Source organism: Microbacterium sp. GXF6406 (assembly GCF_054798215.1).
The window spans coordinates 21,711-37,957 of record NZ_JBSJZH010000011.1; the positions used below are offsets into that span (position 1 = coordinate 21,711).

The window sequence follows — 16,247 nt, forward strand, 5'->3', positions numbered from 1 at the left end:
GTGAGAGAGGGAACAAAACTGGCGACAGTGCCGAGCCCAGCCTACGCGGACGACAGGCCCAGCGCGACATCGGAAGGCGTAACAGGCGCCGGCAGCACCGTCTCCCCCATGAGGAAACGGTCGACGTTCGCGGCAGCCGCGCGGCCTTCGGCGATGGCCCAGACGATCAACGACTGGCCGCGACCCGCATCGCCGGCGACGAAGACGCCGGATTCGCTGGTCTGATAGGCGCTATCGCGTTGGAAGGCGCCGCGATCGGTCAGGGCAGGGCGGAGAGCATCCGTGAATCTGACCTGCTCCGGCCCGGTGAATCCCATGGCGATCAGAACGATGTCGGCCGGGATCTCCCGTTCCGAGCCCGCTTTCGGCACGCGGCGTCCCTCGAAGTACTCGGTCTCGGCGACGCGCAGGGCGCGCACCTGTCCGTCATCGTTCGAGAGGAACTCGACAGTCGATGCCAGGAACATGCGCTCGCCGCCTTCCTCGTGCGCGGACTGCACTTCGAAGACGGTCGGCATCATCGGCCAGGGCTGGTGGTCCGGACGCGTCTCGGACGGCTGCTTGCCGATCGCGAGGTTCGTGACGCTGAGCGCGCCCTGACGGTGCGCGGTTCCGATGCAGTCGGCGCCGGTATCGCCGCCGCCGATGACGACGACGTGCTTGCCCGCCGCGGTGATCTGGTCGGGCACCGTATCTCCGGCGACGACGAGGTTCGACTCGACGAGATACTCCATCGCGAAATGGACGCCCTTGAGGTCGCGGCCCGGGATCGGCAGATCTCGCGGAACCGTTGCACCGGTCGCGATCACGACGGCGTCGTAACGGGCGCGCAGATCCTCCCAGCTGATGTCGCGGCCGATCTCGACACCGGCACGGAATCGGGTGCCCTCCTCCTGCATCTGACGCAGGCGCGCGTCGATGTGCGACTTCTCCATTTTGAAGTCCGGGATGCCGTAGCGCAGCAGTCCGCCGATGCGGTCGTCGCGTTCGAACACCGCGACCGTGTGACCGGCGCGGGTCAGCTGCTGGGCTGCGGCGAGACCGGCCGGTCCCGACCCGACCACGGCGACCGTCTTGCCGGTGAGGCGCTCGGGTGGTTGGGGGCGAACCCACCCGTTCTCGAAGGCCTCATCGATGATCGAGACCTCGACCTGCTTGATCGTCACCGCGGGCTGGTTGATCCCCAGCACGCAGGCGCTCTCGCAGGGCGCCGGGCACAGGCGTCCCGTGAACTCCGGGAAGTTGTTGGTCGCGTGCAGACGCTCGATGGCACTGCGATCCTCGCCGCGCCAGGTCAGATCGTTCCATTCCGGGATGAGGTTGCCCAGCGGGCAGGCAGCATGGCAGAACGGAACACCGCAGTCCATGCAGCGGCTCGCCTGGCGACGCAGCACGGTCTTGTCGCCGGGCTCGTAGACCTCTTTCCAGTCCATGATGCGCACGGGGACGGGACGGCGAGCGGGCAGCTCGCGATTCGTCACAGTCAGAAAACCCTTGGGATCAGCCACCGGTCACCTCCAGGATCCGGTTCCAGAGGACGTCGCCGTCGGGGTCGATCCCGGACTGCTCGGCCTCCAGTCTCATGCTCTGCACGGCCGCGTAGTCACGCGGCAGCACCTTCACGAACTCGTTCGCGGTGTTGTCGAAATCGGCGAGCATCTCGCTCGCCCGGGGGGATCCGGTGCGCTCTGCGTGCTCGACGAGCAGTCCGCGCAGCACCTCGAGGTCTGCGCGGTCCAGCGCCTCCAGCCGCAGTTCTCCGCTGTCGCGGGACTGCTGGTTGACCTTGTCGCTCGACAGCGCGTGCACATAGGCGACGCCGCCGGACATTCCGGCTCCGAGGTTGCGTCCGGTCGCGCCGATGATCACGGCGAGTCCTCCGGTCATGTATTCCAGAGCGTGGTCGCCCACACCCTCCACGACGGCGGTCGCACCGGAGTTGCGAACGAGGAATCGCTCGCCCACGACGCCCGAGACATATATCGAGCCCGAGGTGGCGCCGTAGCCGATCACGTTTCCGGCGATGACGTTCTCATGCGGGGCGATGTGCGACTCGCGTGCGGGACGCACGACGATGTCGCCGCCGGAGAGGCCCTTGCCGACGTAGTCGTTGGCATCTCCCTCCAGACGCAGCAGAATGCCGGGCGGTAGGAACGCGCCGAGCGATTGCCCCGCGGTGCCCCGCAGCGTGATGTCGATCGTCTCCGGAGCGAGGCCCTCGGCACCGAAGCGCGCGGTGACCTCGTGGCCGAGCATGGTCCCGACGGCGCGCTCCGTGTTGCGGATCGGCAGGTCGATGATGGTCGGATTGCCGTTGTCGAGGGAATCGCGCGCCATCTCGATCAGCTGCACATCGAAGTGCTCATCGAGCTCGTGGTCCTGGTCGCGACCGTGACGGCGCGGTTCGGATGCCGGGAACTCGGGCCCTTCGAGGATCGGCGACAGGTCGAGGCCCGCCGACTTCCAGTGCGCGATCGCCGCATCCGTCTCGAGGAGATCCGCACGACCGACGATCTCGTCCACGGAGCGGAAGCCGAGCTCGGCGAGCAGCTCCCGCACCTCCTCGGCGATGAACTCCATGAAGTTCACGACGAACTCCGGCTTGCCGGTGAAGCGCTCCCGAAGCACCGGGTTCTGCGTCGCGACGCCCACCGGGCAGGTGTCGAGATGGCAGACGCGCATCATGATGCATCCGCTCACCACGAGCGGAGCCGTGGCGAAACCGAATTCTTCCGCACCGAGCAGCGCTCCGATGATGACATCGCGCCCGGTCTTCAGCTGGCCGTCCACCTGCACCACGACACGGTCGCGCATGCTGTTGAGCATCAGCGTCTGCTGGGTCTCGGCGAGGCCCAGCTCCCACGGGGTTCCGGCGTGCTTGAGCGAGTTCATCGGACTGGCGCCGGTTCCACCATCGTGCCCGGAGACGAGGATGACGTCGCTGAGCGCCTTGGCGACACCCGCCGAGACCGCGCCGATTCCCGACTGGCTGACGAGCTTCGTGTGGATGCGCGCCTTCGGGTTCGCCCGCTTCAGATCGAAGATGAGCTGTTTGAGGTCTTCGATCGAATAGATGTCGTGGTGCGGCGGCGGGGAGATGAGGCCCACACCCGCCGTCGCGTGACGCGTGCGCGCCACCCACGGGTAGACCTTGCCCGGGGGCAGCTGGCCGCCCTCGCCGGGCTTGGCGCCCTGCGCGAGCTTGATCTGGATGTCATCCGCCTCGGTGAGGTAAAGGCTGGTGACGCCGAAGCGTCCCGAAGCGACCTGCTTGATGGCGCTCCGGCGCTCCGGGTCCAGAAGACGGTCGACGTCCTCTCCGCCCTCGCCGGTGTTCGACTTGCCGCCGATCCGGTTCATCGCGATCGCGAGCGTCTCGTGCGCTTCGCGGGAGATCGAGCCGTAGCTCATCGCTCCGGTCGAGAACCGCTTCACGATGGCGCTGACCGGCTCGACCTCATCGAGCGGCACGGCCGGGCGCTCCCCCGTCTTCAGGCGGAACATGCCGCGCAGCGTCTTCAACTCGGCCGCCTGATCGTCGACGAGTCTCGTGTACTCGCGGAAGATGTCGTATCGCCGGTTACGGGTCGAATGCTGCAGGCGGAACACCGTCTCGGGGCTGAACAGGTGCGGTGAGCCGTCCCGCCGCCACTGGTATTCCCCGCCGGTCCACAGCCGCTCATGGGCGCGGGCCGCAGCATCCTCGGGGTAAGCGTGATCGTGACGGGCCTGATTCTCGGCGAAGACGTCATCGAGTCCGATGCCGCCGAGCTTCGTCTCGGTGCCGGTGAAGTACGCGTCGACGAGCTCCTGGCTGAGGCCCACGGCCTCGAAGACCTGCGCTCCCGCATAGGACGAGACGGTCGAGATGCCCATCTTCGACATGATCTTCAGCACGCCCTTGCCGAGCGCGTAGATGAGATTGCGCACGGCCTTCTCCGGGCTGATGCCCGTGATGAATCCGGTGCGCACGAGGTGCTCGACCGATTCCATGGCGAGGTACGGGTTCACGGCGGATGCGCCGTAACCGATCAACGTCGCGACATGGTGGACCTCGCGGACATCGCCTGCTTCCACGATCAGTCCGACCTTCATGCGGTTCTCGCGGCGGATCAGATGGTGGTGGACGGCCGAGACCATGAGCAGCGACGGGATCGGGACGAGATCCTTGTTCGAGTCGCGGTCCGACAGGATGATGAACTCGGCGCCGTCGGCGATCGCCGCATCGACCTCGGCGCACATCTCGTCGAGGCGCTCCTGCATCGTGTGGCTGCCCGCGTCGAAGTGGTACAGGCCGCTGATCGTCGCGGACTTCCGGCCCGGCAGGGCCCTGTCGATGTGCCGGATCTTCGCGAGCTCGTCGTTGTCGATGACCGGGAAGTCCAGCGTGACCAGGCGGGCGTGATCGGGGCCCCACGTGAGCAGGTTGCCCTGTGGTCCCAGCCCCAGACGCAGGCTCGTCACGACCTCTTCGCGAATCGAGTCCAGCGGCGGGTTCGTGACCTGCGCGAATTGCTGGGTGAAGTAGTCGAAGATCAGGCGCGGCCGCTCGCTGAGCACGGCGATCGGGGTATCAGATCCCATCGCGCCGAGCGGCTCGACGCCGTTCTGCCCCATCGGAGTCAGCAGCAGGCGCACCTCTTCCTCGGTGTAGCCGAAGGTACGCTGACGGCGGGTGATGGATGCCGGCGGATGCACGATGTGCTCGCGCTCGGGCAGATCCGCCAGGCGTACGGCTCCGGCGTCGAGCCACTCCTGCCACGGGTGCAGTGAGGCGAGGTCGCTCTTGATCTCCTCGTCCTCGACGATGCGGCCCGAGGCCGTGTCGACGAGGAACATCTTGCCCGGCTGCAGGCGTCCGCGGCGCTTGATGCGTTCCGGTTCGAACTCGAGCACACCGGTCTCGGAACCGATCACGACGAGTCCGTCGGTCGTCTCGGTCCAGCGCCCGGGGCGCAGACCATTGCGGTCGAGGGTTGCGCCGACGACCGTGCCATCGGTGAAGATGAGGGCGGCCGGGCCGTCCCAGGGCTCCATCTGCGCGGCGTGGTACTCGTAGAAGGCGCGCAGGTCCGGTGCGATGTCGGCCTGCTTCTCATAGGCCTCCGGCACCATCATCATGACGGCGTGCGGCAGGCTGCGGCCGGTGAGCGTGAGCAGCTCGAGGACCTCGTCGAAGGAAGCGGAGTCGCTCGCGCCGGGCGTGCAGATCGGCAGGAGTGGCTGCACATCGCCGAGCAGCTCGGACTCGAGCTGCGACTGGCGCGCGCGCATCCAGTTGCGGTTGCCGCCCACCGTGTTGATCTCGCCGTTGTGGGCGAGCATGCGCAGCGGCTGCGCGAGCGGCCAGGACGGGAATGTGTTGGTCGAGTAGCGAGAGTGCACGACTGCGAGTTCCGAGGCGAAGCGCTCATCCTGCAGGTCGGGGTAGAACGGCTCGAGCTGGAGCGTCGTCACCATGCCCTTGTAGCCGAGCGTGCGGCTGGAGAGGGAGACGAAATAGGCGCCGAGTTCGTGGCCGGCGCGTTTGCGCAGCCGGTAGGCGATGCGGTCGAGAGCGATTCCGGACGGACGGATGGGCTCGACCGCGGGAGCAGCGATGAAGAGCTGCTCGAACGCGGGGCGGGCTTCATCGGCGAGCTTGCCGAGATGCTGGTTCGCCGTGGGAACCGTGCGCCATCCGAGGACCTCCAGGCCCTCTTCGCGGGCGATCTTCTCGATCCCCGCCTTCTGAGCGCGGCGCTCCCCCGCCTGCAGCGGGAGGAAGGCGAGCCCGGCGGCGTATTCGCCGGCATCGGGCAGTTCGAAGTCCGTGACTTCACGCAAGAATGCGTCTGGCATCTGGGTGAGGATGCCTGCACCATCTCCGGTGCCGGCGTCAGAGCCGATGGCACCTCGGTGCTCGAGGTTGCGCAGCGCTTCAAGCGCCAGCGCGATGATGTCGTGTCCTGCGGTTCCCCGCAGAGTCGTGACCATGGCCAGGCCACAGGCATCCTTTTCGAATGCCGGGTCGTACAGGCCCTGCTTCGGGGGGTAAGCGCCGGAGGCGCCATAGGGAGGCTGGAAGTACATCGATACCGTCCTCAGGTACTCAATGCGACACTGGGGACGTCGTCGGCCCGCTCGTTCATCTACAGGGGGGGGTAACGCACTCGGCGAGGACGACTCGAAAGAGTCGTCCTCGCCCGCGAGATCCAGGCTTGTGGCAGTGGATTCAGTCGGTCGTGTTGACGGGAGGCTCACTCACGTCAACGAACTCGTCGAGGGCGTTCTGCGATTGTACACCCGCGTCAGCATCCGGCCGCGTGCGCCCGTCGACGTAGGCCGACGGCTCCGCGCCGGTGTGGCGGCGGCTCTGGACGGTGAGGATGATGATGCCGAGCAGCACACCGATGATCGCGGTCCATACGTTGCTGCGCAGACCCAGGATGATCTCGCTCGGGTCGATGCGGATCGACTCCCACACGACGCGCCCCGCGCCGTACCAGATCAGGTAGATCGCGAGCTGCTTGCCCCACTGCAACTGCAGACGGCGCCCGATCCACAGGATGAAGAACACGCCGAGCAGATTCCAGATGACCTCGTAGAGGAACGTCGGGTGGAAGAGCGTTCCTTCAGCGAGTCCGGGAGGGAAAGCCGAGTTGTCGGAGGAGATCTCCAGGCCCCAGGGCAGGTCCGTCGGCTGGCCGAAGAGCTCGTGGTTGAACCAGTTGCCGAAGCGCCCCATCGCCTGGGCGAGGAGGAGGCCCGGCGCGAGGGCATCGGCGAAGGTCCAGAACCGGATGCCCGTCCACTTGCAGCCGAGCCAGACGCCGACAGCACCGCCGATGAGCGCGCCGAAGATCGCGATGCCGCCCTCCCAGATGGCCCAGACCGATCCGTACTCGAAGGGGTTCCACGTGTTCTTGCCCTCGCCGAAGTAGAACGACGGGTGCGTGAGGACATGGTAGGCGCGCGCGCCCACGAAGGCGAGCAGCACCGTCGGGATCGCGATGTCGACCACGACCCACGGCTCCGCACCACGCTGTGTGAGGCGGCGGTTCGTCAGGAGACCGGCGACGATGATTCCCGCGATGATGCACAGCGCGTAGATGTGGATCTGCAGGGGCCCGATGTGGAAGGACTGGATATCCGGGCTCGGGATGCTGGTGAGCACGCCGCTGAGGGCCGTGGGAAGCGCGAGGGACATGAGTGCGATTCTAGTTCTCGTGTGAGGTCGGAGCCGACGGGGTGCCCGCGGCGAGGGATCGGGTGACATCGGCGAGGGCCGGCAGTCCGCCGTCGCGCAGCGCGCGGACGAGGGCCGTTCCGACGATCGCCCCATCGGCGTAGTCGACGACGCCCGCGATCTGATCGGCGGTCGAGATGCCGATTCCGACGCAGGCGCGGTCGGCGCCGCGCTCCCGCAGACGGGTGACGAGGGTGCGTGCGGCCTTGTCGAGCTCGGTCCGCTCCCCCGTGATGCCCATGGTCGATACGGTGTAGATGAATCCGGTGGACGCCGCGATGATGCGGTCGAGGCGCTCGTCGCTGGAGGTGGGGGCCGCGAGGAAGATACGATCGAGCCCCGTCCGCTCGCTCGCGGCGATCCACTCCTCCGCGGACTCGGGCGTGATGTCAGGGGTGATGAGCCCCGCACCGCCGGCCGCGAGCAGGTCATCGGCGAAGCGGTCGACGCCGTACTGCACGACGGGGTTCCAGTAGGTCATCACGACGACCGGTACATCGGTCGCCTCGGTGATCGCGCGCACGGCCGTGAACAGGTCGCGCATCTTGAAGCCGGCGGCCAGCGCCGCCTGGGTCGCCTCCTGGATGACCAGTCCGTCCATCACCGGATCGCTGTAGGGCGGACCCAGCTCGATGATGTCGGCGCCGTTCTCGGCGAGCGTGATCGCTGCCTGGATGCTCGTCTGAAGGTCGGGGAATCCAACCGGCAGGTAGCCGATGAGGGCGCCGCGACCAGCGTCCTCGGCCTTCTTGATGGCGGCTTCGACGCGGCTCATCGCGCGCCCTCCTCGTCTGCGTCGGCATCGTACAGGTCGAAGTAGCGCGCGGCTGTGTCCATGTCCTTGTCTCCGCGGCCGGACAGGCACACGGCGATCACGGCATCCGGTCCCATCTCGTTGCCCAGGCGGAGCGCACCGGCCAGCGCGTGCGCCGACTCGATCGCCGGGATGATGCCCTCGGTGCGGCTGAGCAGGCGCAGCGCCTGCATGGCCTCGTCGTCGGTCGCGGGGATGTACTCCGCGCGGCCGATGTCGGCGAGCCAGGAGTGCTCGGGGCCGACGCCCGGATAGTCGAGACCCGCCGAGATCGAGTGCGACTCGATCGTCTGCCCGTCGTCGTCCTGCAGAAGATAGGTGCGGGCGCCGTGCAGCACTCCCGGGCGACCGCGTTCGATCGATGCGGCGTGCCGCTCGGTGTCGACGCCATCACCGGCCGCCTCGACGCCGTAGAGCTTCACGTCCGCATCATCGAGGAACGCGTCGAACATGCCGATCGCGTTGGAACCGCCGCCGACGCAGGCCACGACGGCATCGGGCAGGCGTCCTACCTCGTCGAGAAGCTGCTGGCGTGCCTCTTCGCTGATGATCTTCTGGAAGTCGCGGACCATCGCCGGGAACGGGTGAGGACCCGCGGCCGTTCCGAAGATGTAGTTGGTCGTCTCGACCGTGGCCACCCAGTCGCGGTAGGCATCGTTGATCGCGTCTTTCAGCGTGCGCGAGCCGGTCGTCACGGGGACGACCTCCGCACCCAGGAGACGCATGCGGGCGACGTTGAGCGCCTGCCGCTCGGTATCGACCTCACCCATGTAGATCGTGCAATCCAGACCGAACAGGGCTGCCGCCGTCGCGGTCGCGACCCCGTGCTGGCCGGCGCCCGTTTCGGCGATGACCCGTGTCTTGCCCAGGCGCTTGGTCAGCAGCGCCTGCCCGAGCACGTTGTTGATCTTGTGGCTGCCGGTGTGGTTGAGATCTTCGCGCTTGAGGAAGATCCGTGCTCCCCCGGCGTTTTCGGCGAAGCGGGCGGCCTCGGTCAGTGCCGAGGGGCGGCCCGCGTAGGAGCTGAGCAATGACGCGAGCTCGGCGCGGAACTCCGGGTCGGCGATCGCGTCGTGATAGGCGTCGGTCAGCTCGTCGATCGCTGCGATGAGCGACTCGGGCATGTAGCGTCCGCCGAATTCTCCGAAGAACGGTCCGGGCTGCTCGCGCAGGCTCATCAACGAGCTCCTTCACGGTCGGCGGCGTCTCCTGCCGCGAGGAAGCTCTGCAGCGTCGAGACCGGGTCGCCGGTAACGAGGGCTTCGCCGATCAGCACGACATCGGCACCGGCCGAGCGGTAGCGGGCGACGTCCTCGGGCGCGAGCACCGCCGACTCGGCGATCTTGACCGCATCCGCGGGGATGCGGTCGGCCAACGTGCTGAAGAGGTTCTTATCGAGTTCGAGGGTCTTGAGGTTGCGGGCGTTGACGCCGATGAGGTGCGCTCCGAGGTCGATCGCGACCTCGAGCTCCTCAGCGGAATGCGTCTCGACGAGCGGCATCATGCCCAGCTCCAGGATGAGCGCATGCAGCTCGTGGAGCACCGGGATCTCGAGTCCGGCCACGATCAACAGTGCGAGGTCGGCGCCTGCGGCGCGAGCCTCGAACACCTGATAGGGCGTCGCGATGAAATCCTTGCGGAGCACGGGCAGCGAGACCGTGGAGGTCACGGCTTCGAGATCGGCCAGGCTCCCGCCGAATCGGCGCTCCTCGGTCAGCACGCTGATCGCAGAGGCGCCGCCCGTCTCATAGAGGGATGCCTGGTGAGCCGGGTCGGGGATCTCGGCGAGGGCACCGCGCGAAGGACTTGCGCGCTTGACCTCGGCGATGATCTTGACCCGGTCCGCCGGAGCCAGCGCCGCACGCGCGTCGCGAGCAGCGGGGCGAGCCAGAGCGGCCCGTTCGACCTCGGCGAGGGGACGCGTGAGCGCGCGGCGCTCGGCGTCCTCGACTGCGCCGGCCGTCAGGTCGGCGAGGACCATTAGTGGCCCTTCGGCGAGTACTTGGGTCCGTTGACGCCGTAGCCGGCCTTGGCCATGATCCAGCCGATGATCAGGCCCACGGCCATGACGCCCACGGAAGCCCAGACGAGGGTCGGCATGCCTGCGCAGAAGAAGACGGTTCCTGCGGTGAAGCCGAGGAGCATGATCACGACAGCGGTCCATGCCGCAGGCGAGTGTCCGTGGCCGGGGTCAGCGATCGGGTTGGTCATGTTCTCCTCCGGAGCGGTCGTGGGGTGTTGTGTTCAGTCTATCCGGGTCACCGAGTGGGGTCGGTTCCTCGGGTCAGGTCGTCCCAGGAGTCGACGGCGTCGACCGGGCCGGTGGTGGTCGCGGGGGGCGCGGCATCCGTGCGGAATCGGCGTCCTCCCCGCTTCCAGTGCGCCCCCGTGATGAGAGCGAACAACGCGGCGATGATGAGCACGATCCAGCCGGCGAGAGCGATCATCGGCCACGCGGATGCGGTGATCTCGGCGATCATCATCTCGAGGGCCGTGGTTCCGGCGAGCCCCGTGGTCTCGGTGACGACGGAGGCCACCGCGCTCAACGGGACGTCAATGAGTAACTGGACCGTCCACACGCCCAGGAGTCCGCCGGTTGCCAGGGCGAGGGCCGCGAAGATCAAACGGAGCACGGTCCCCACGAGCGACATCGCGGCGCCGAGCGCGAGGACGGCGAGGCTCAGCGGCGCCAGGAGTACGATCGCATCCGCTCCGGGCACGAGGATCGCCTCGCCCGCGTCTGCACGGACAACGGTCAGCCAGGTCTGGGTGGAGGAGATGATCCCGATGCCGCCGGCGAGGAGGAACCCCGCGACGGTGATGCTGCGTGCGCGTCGAAGGATGCTCACGCCCCGTCGCCGGCCTTCGTCTCAGCGGGTGCCAGAGCGTCCACCGCATGCAGATCCTCGGTGTCGAAGCAGGAACGGGTCCCCGTGTGGCACGCGGCACTGGTCTGTTCGACGAGGAGGAGGATCGCGTCGCCATCGCAGTCGAGGCGCGCTTCGCGGACCTGCTGGATGTGGCCGGATGTGTCGCCCTTGCGCCAGTACTCCGAGCGGGAGCGCGACCAGTATGTGACTCGACCGCTGGTGAGGGTTCGGCGCAGCGCCTCGGCGTCGAGCCACGCGAGCATCAGCACCTCGTGGGTATCCCACTGCTGAACGATGGCGGGAACGAGCCCCACGTCGTTGAAGGCGACGCGGGCGATGCGGGCCTCGATATCATCGGTCATCGAACCAGCACTCCTTCGGCGCGCATCGCATCCTTGACGTCGCTGATGCTGAGTAGCGCCGAGTGGAAGACACTGGCCGCTAGCACAGCATCCGCACCCGCGTGGATGGCCGGTGCGAAGTGGGACGCCGCGCCGGCACCGCCGGAGGCGATGACGGGAACCGAGGAGACCTCGCGCATCAGGCCGACGAGCTCAAGGTCGAAGCCGTCACGGGTGCCATCCGCATCGATCGAGTTGACGAGCAGCTCACCGGCGCCGCGCTCGATCGCCTCGCGCGCCCAGACGAGCGCATCGAGAGTCGTCTCCGTCCGACCGCCGTGGGTCGTGACGACGAAACCGGAAGACGTGCCAGGAGCGCGCTTGACGTCGAGCGAGAGGACGAGCACCTGAGCACCGAAGCGATCCGCGATCTCGCCGATCAGATCGGGACGGGCGATCGCTGCCGAGTTCACGCCGATCTTGTCGGCGCCGACTCCCTGGAGCCGGGCGACGTCCTCGACGCTGCGAATGCCGCCGCCGACCGTCAGAGGCACGAAGACCTGTTCGGCTGTGCGCTGGACGACGTCGTACGTCGTGGCGCGCTCATCGACCGTGGCGGTCACATCGAGGAAAGTGATCTCATCGGCTCCCTGAGCGGCGTAATGCGCGGCGAGCTCGACCGGATCGCCCATATCGCGCAGGTTCTCGAAGTTCACACCCTTGACGACGCGGCCTGCGGCCACATCGAGGCACGGGATGACGCGACTCGTGACGGCCATTACAGGCGCGCGGCTTCGATCGCGGTGACCAGGAGCGCACGTGCGCCCAGGGCGTAGAGGTCGTCCATCACCTTGTTGATGCCCTTGCGGGGCAGCATCACACGGACGGCGACCCACTCCGGGTCCTGCAGCGGGGAGATGGTCGGCGACTCGCGTCCGGAGGCGATCGCCGCCGCCGCCTCGATCTTCGCCGCGGGCAGGTCGTAATCGAGCAGCACGTACTGACGGGCGACGATCACGCCCCGCAGACGGCGCAGCAGCTTCTCGGTGCCCTCGGCATCACCCGGGCGGCTGATGAGGACCGCTTCGGACTCGATGATGACGGGACCGAAGATCTCCAGGCCCGCCTGACGAAGCGTCGTGCCGGTCTCGACGACGTCGGCGATCGCATCGGCGACGCCCAGCTGGACGGCCGATTCCACGGCGCCATCCAGAGGCACGAGAGTCGCCTCGATGCCGTGCTCGCGCAGGAACGCATCGACGAGCCCCGGGTAGGCGGAGGCCACACGCAGCCCCGAGAGGTCATCCAGCGATGAGAACTTGCCGACAGGGCCGGCGAACCGGAACGTCGAACGGGCGAAACCGAGAGCCTGGATCTCGCGAGCCGGCTGAGGCACGTCGCGCAGCAGGTCGCGTCCCGTGATGCCGACATCCAGAGCACCGGAGGCGACGTAGGTGGCGATGTCACGAGGACGGAGGAAGAAGAACTCGACATCGTTCTGAGCGTCGATGACGTGGAGCGTCTTGGAATCGCGGCGACCGGTGTAACCGGCCTCCGCGAGCATCTCAGCGGCGGTCTCGGCGAGCGAGCCCTTGTTGGGAACAGCAATGCGCAGCATGGGGAACCTTCAGATCAGAGAGAAAGGGCGGAGCGCATCAGAGATGTCGGTACACGTCCTCGAGGCTGAGCCCCTTCGCGATCATCATGACCTGCAGGTGGTAGAGCAGCTGGGAGATCTCCTCAGCGGCCTCGGCATCCGATTCGTACTCGGCGGCCATCCACACTTCGGCGGCCTCCTCGACGATCTTCTTCCCGATCGTGTGCACGCCGGCGTCGAGCTCGGCGACGGTGCCGGAACCCGCGGGGCGGGTCTCGGCCTTGGCACGGAGCTCAGCGAACAGCTCGTCGAAAGTCTTCACGAGTCCAGGCTACCGGCTCGAGCACGCTCCCGAAGTCCACGGATCGCCGCTTCGACGTTATCGGAGCCGTAGACGGCGGAACCGGCGACGAACGTATCGGCGCCCGCCTCGGCGGCCTGCGCGATCGTGGCATCGGAGACGCCGCCGTCGACCTGGAACCACACGGTGGACCCGCGACGACGGGCCTCGCGGACGAGAGATCGGAGCTTCGGCATGGTCGCCGGCATGAAGCCCTGCCCGCCGAAGCCCGGCTCGACGGTCATGACGAGGATCTGATCGAACTCGTCGAGGATGTCGTACAGGCTCTCCCCCGGTGTTCCCGGTTTGATCGCGACGCCGGCGCGAGCGCCGATGCCGCGCAGTCTGCGCGCGAGCGCAACAGGATCTGCGGCTGCTTCCAGGTGGAAGGTCACGCTCGCAGCGCCGATCTCGGCATACCCCGGTGCCCAGCGATCGGGATCCTCGATCATCAGATGCACATCGAGCGGGACGGGGCTCGTCTGCTGAATGCGCTCGACCATCTGCGGTCCGAAGGTCAGATTCGGGACGAAGTGGTTGTCCATGACGTCGACATGGGCGAAGTCTGCGGTCGCGATTCGGGCGAGATCGGCCTGCATGTTGACGAAGTCGGCCGACAGGATGCTGGGATTGATGCGCGGCGCCGCGGGCAGGCTCATGGGATCATTCTCCGGTTTCAGGGCTCGTGCGCTGCAGCAGCGCGAGGAACATCGCATCCGTGCCGTGCCGATGGGGCCATAGCTGCACGTGCCCGGAACCATCGTCGCCCAGATCGATCGGCGAGTTCGTGACCGAGGAGAGGACGGCCGCGGCATCCAGCTCGACCACATCGTCGCGAGTGCGCAGCACCTCGGCGACCACGCCCGATGTCTCCGCCAGGTGCGGCGAGCACGTCACGTAGGCGACGATGCCGCCCGGCACGAGTGCATCGATCGCGCCGCCGAGCAACTCGGTCTGCAACGGCGTGAGATCCGCGACATCAGCGGGCGACTTGCGCCAGCGCGCTTCGGGACGACGGCGCAGGGCGCCGAGACCCGTGCACGGCGCATCTACGAGGATCCGGTCGAAGCGGTCGGGATGTGCGGAGGTGAGCGCCCGCCCATCCGACTCGTGCACCGTGACGTCGCCGGGGACCGCCTCGAGGGCCTTGCGAACGAGGCCCGCACGGGCGGGGACGACCTCGTTGGCCTCGAGGGCGATGTCGTGCTGGTGTGCGATGGCCGCGAGCAGCGCCGTCTTGCCGCCGGGACCGGCGCACAGATCGAGCCATCGCTCGCCGGCGGCGATCGGACGCGCTGCGGACAGGGCCAGGGCGACCAGCTGCGAGCCCTCGTCCTGAACACGGATCGTTCCGCCGGCCGCTTCGATCACGGCCTGCGGGTTACCGCCCGGAGATCCGAACGCGGTTGGCGCGTAGGGGCGTGCGGGCTGGCCGGGATCTGCGAGCCCCGGCAGGGCGACGAGCGTCACTTCGGGCGAGATGTTGTCGGCTTCGAGAAGCTCTTCCAGCTCATCGACGCGGCCCTCGGCGGCCAGAGCCCGCCGTAGCGCGCGGATGATCCAGACAGGATGCGCAGTGCGCAGCCCGAGACGCTCGTCATCCGATCGCGCCTCGGCCTCGATGCGCTCCTGCCATTGCCCTGGCGTATCGCGCGAGATGCGGCGCAGCACGGCGTTCGTGAAGCTGGCCGCACCGCGCCCGGCCTCTGTGGCGACGATGTTGACGGCCTCGTTCACCGCGGCGTGCGAGGCGACGCGGGTCGAGAGGATCTGGTGGGTCGCGAGTCGGAGCGCATCGAGGACGGGCGGGTCGATGTCTTCGGCCGCACGGCCGGCGGCCGACGAGATGATCGCGTCGTACGTGCCGCACCGGCGGAGCGTGCCATAGGTGAGCTCGGTCGCGAGAGCGGCGTCCTGCGTGCTGAGCTGCGCCTGGGCGATCGCGGACGGGAGCAGAAGATTCGCATAGGCGTCGGACTCCCCCACCGCGCGGATCACGTCATAGGCCACGCGGCGGGCGGGCTGCACGGTGCGGGGCTGCGGGCCTCGCCCGACCTGCGCGCGGACCGGACGTCGAGTCCGTTCGGAAGAGCGCCCTCGTCCGCCGGAGCGGTCGCGTCGCTGCTCGCCGGTCATGCGCCGGCCTGCTTCGTGTCGTCATCGCGGCGGCCGCGCCACCAGTCGACGGCGTTCATCGCGCCCTTGCCCGCAGGCTGCACGCGCGTGATGGCGAGAGGACGGCTGCCCGTGCCGATGTGAAGCGCGGTGCGGGTCGCGGCGACCTCACCCGGCTCGAGCGGGTCGGCGTCGGTGGCCTCGGAGAGCGCGAGGACCTTGACCCGCAGATCGCCGAACATCGTGTGGGCTCCGGGCTCCGGCGTCACGCCCCGGTAGCGGGCGATGATGCTTACCGCCGGCTCCGTCCAGTCGAGAGCGCCGTCGTCGAGGGCGAGTTTCGGAGCGAGCGTGACCTCGCCCTGCTGCGGGACGCCGACGGCCGTGCCGGCAGCGATCTCCGTGACGACCTGCAACGTCAGGCCGGCGCCGTCCTCGGCGAGGATCTCCAGGGCGGCATCGGCCGTGGCATCCGCCGGAATATCGACCGTGCGCGTCGCGTAGACGTCTCCGGCGTCCAGCGCTGCAACGAGCTGGAAGACGCTCGCGCCGAGGCTCGTCTCCCCCGCGATCAGCGCGCGCTGAACCGGGGCCGCGCCGCGCCACGCCGGAAGAGTGGAGAAGTGGAGGTTGATCCACCCCGCATCGGGAGTGGACAGCAGCGGCTCCCGCACGAGACCGCCGTAGGCGACGATGACGCCCAGCTGGGGTCGCAACGCCGCGATCTTCCCCGTCGCCTCCTCATCGAGCCGCGCAGCCTTGATCACGGGCAGACCGAGCTCTTCGGCGGCCTGCGCGACGGCGGACGGCGTCAGGACGCGCTTACGCCCGAGCGGGGCATCCGGCCGGGTGACGACGCCGACGATCTCATGCTCGGCGGCGAGCAGACGCAGGGTGGGGATGGCTGCCGCCGGCGTGCCGGCGAAGACGATTCTCATGAAG

The 16,247-nt window shown here is 68.1% G+C and carries 15 protein-coding genes; all 15 read right to left on the reverse strand.

The genetic code is table 11. From position 1 onward, the window contains the following. Window positions 1-41 precede the first annotated feature (41 nt). The 15 genes from ACWAUG_RS08070 to ACWAUG_RS08140 all read right to left on the reverse strand — a co-directional run bounded on the left by ACWAUG_RS08070 (window position 42) and on the right by ACWAUG_RS08140 (window position 16,243). Window positions 42-1,508 carry a glutamate synthase subunit beta gene (locus ACWAUG_RS08070; RefSeq protein ID WP_298036189.1) on the reverse strand — a complete coding sequence of 489 codons (1,467 nt, stop codon included), beginning with the start codon at window positions 1,506-1,508 and terminating at the stop codon, window positions 42-44. Then, complete coding sequence (gene gltB / locus ACWAUG_RS08075) at window positions 1,501-6,072, reverse strand: glutamate synthase large subunit (protein ID WP_460802112.1); 4,572 nt, start codon at window positions 6,070-6,072, stop codon at window positions 1,501-1,503. The genes ACWAUG_RS08070 and gltB overlap by 8 nt, the downstream gene beginning before the upstream one ends. A gap of 142 nt (window positions 6,073-6,214) precedes the next feature. Further along, window positions 6,215-7,189, reverse strand: a complete 975-nt coding sequence (gene lgt / locus ACWAUG_RS08080) for a prolipoprotein diacylglyceryl transferase (RefSeq protein WP_460802113.1) — start codon at window positions 7,187-7,189, stop codon at window positions 6,215-6,217. A gap of 10 nt (window positions 7,190-7,199) precedes the next feature. Then, on the reverse strand, window positions 7,200-8,003 hold the full coding sequence (gene trpA / locus ACWAUG_RS08085; protein ID WP_298036196.1) for a tryptophan synthase subunit alpha: 804 nt from the start codon (window positions 8,001-8,003) through the stop codon (window positions 7,200-7,202). Further along, window positions 8,000-9,220: a tryptophan synthase subunit beta gene (trpB, locus tag ACWAUG_RS08090; protein ID WP_298036198.1), complete on the reverse strand. Its 1,221-nt coding sequence runs from the start codon at window positions 9,218-9,220 to the stop codon at window positions 8,000-8,002. The genes trpA and trpB overlap by 4 nt, the downstream gene beginning before the upstream one ends. Next, a complete protein-coding gene (trpC, locus tag ACWAUG_RS08095) occupies window positions 9,220-10,023 on the reverse strand; it encodes an indole-3-glycerol phosphate synthase TrpC (protein ID WP_298036201.1) in 804 nt (267 codons plus the stop codon). The genes trpB and trpC overlap by 1 nt, the downstream gene beginning before the upstream one ends. After that, window positions 10,023-10,253, reverse strand: a complete 231-nt coding sequence (locus tag ACWAUG_RS08100; protein WP_298036204.1) for an HGxxPAAW family protein — start codon at window positions 10,251-10,253, stop codon at window positions 10,023-10,025. The genes trpC and ACWAUG_RS08100 overlap by 1 nt, the downstream gene beginning before the upstream one ends. A 47-nt stretch (window positions 10,254-10,300) precedes the next feature. After that, window positions 10,301-10,891, reverse strand: a complete 591-nt coding sequence (locus ACWAUG_RS08105) for a Trp biosynthesis-associated membrane protein (protein ID WP_298036207.1) — start codon at window positions 10,889-10,891, stop codon at window positions 10,301-10,303. Continuing rightward, window positions 10,888-11,274, reverse strand: a complete 387-nt coding sequence (hisI, locus tag ACWAUG_RS08110; RefSeq protein WP_460802114.1) for a phosphoribosyl-AMP cyclohydrolase — start codon at window positions 11,272-11,274, stop codon at window positions 10,888-10,890. Before hisI ends, ACWAUG_RS08105 begins: the two co-directional genes overlap by 4 nt. Continuing rightward, window positions 11,271-12,032: an imidazole glycerol phosphate synthase subunit HisF gene (gene hisF / locus ACWAUG_RS08115; RefSeq protein WP_460802115.1), complete on the reverse strand. Its 762-nt coding sequence runs from the start codon at window positions 12,030-12,032 to the stop codon at window positions 11,271-11,273. Before hisF ends, hisI begins: the two co-directional genes overlap by 4 nt. Next, window positions 12,032-12,871 carry an ATP phosphoribosyltransferase gene (hisG, locus tag ACWAUG_RS08120; protein WP_298036214.1) on the reverse strand — a complete coding sequence of 280 codons (840 nt, stop codon included), beginning with the start codon at window positions 12,869-12,871 and terminating at the stop codon, window positions 12,032-12,034. Before hisG ends, hisF begins: the two co-directional genes overlap by 1 nt. 37 nt (window positions 12,872-12,908) lie before the next feature. Beyond that, complete coding sequence (locus ACWAUG_RS08125) at window positions 12,909-13,172, reverse strand: phosphoribosyl-ATP diphosphatase (RefSeq protein WP_298036216.1); 264 nt, start codon at window positions 13,170-13,172, stop codon at window positions 12,909-12,911. Further along, a complete protein-coding gene (gene rpe / locus ACWAUG_RS08130) occupies window positions 13,169-13,849 on the reverse strand; it encodes a ribulose-phosphate 3-epimerase (RefSeq protein ID WP_298036218.1) in 681 nt (226 codons plus the stop codon). The genes ACWAUG_RS08125 and rpe overlap by 4 nt, the downstream gene beginning before the upstream one ends. Before the next feature lie 4 nt (window positions 13,850-13,853). Continuing rightward, window positions 13,854-15,326: an RsmB/NOP family class I SAM-dependent RNA methyltransferase gene (locus tag ACWAUG_RS08135; RefSeq protein WP_298036220.1), complete on the reverse strand. Its 1,473-nt coding sequence runs from the start codon at window positions 15,324-15,326 to the stop codon at window positions 13,854-13,856. Next, window positions 15,323-16,243: a methionyl-tRNA formyltransferase gene (locus tag ACWAUG_RS08140; RefSeq protein ID WP_298036222.1), complete on the reverse strand. Its 921-nt coding sequence runs from the start codon at window positions 16,241-16,243 to the stop codon at window positions 15,323-15,325. The genes ACWAUG_RS08135 and ACWAUG_RS08140 overlap by 4 nt, the downstream gene beginning before the upstream one ends. Window positions 16,244-16,247 lie beyond the last annotated feature (4 nt).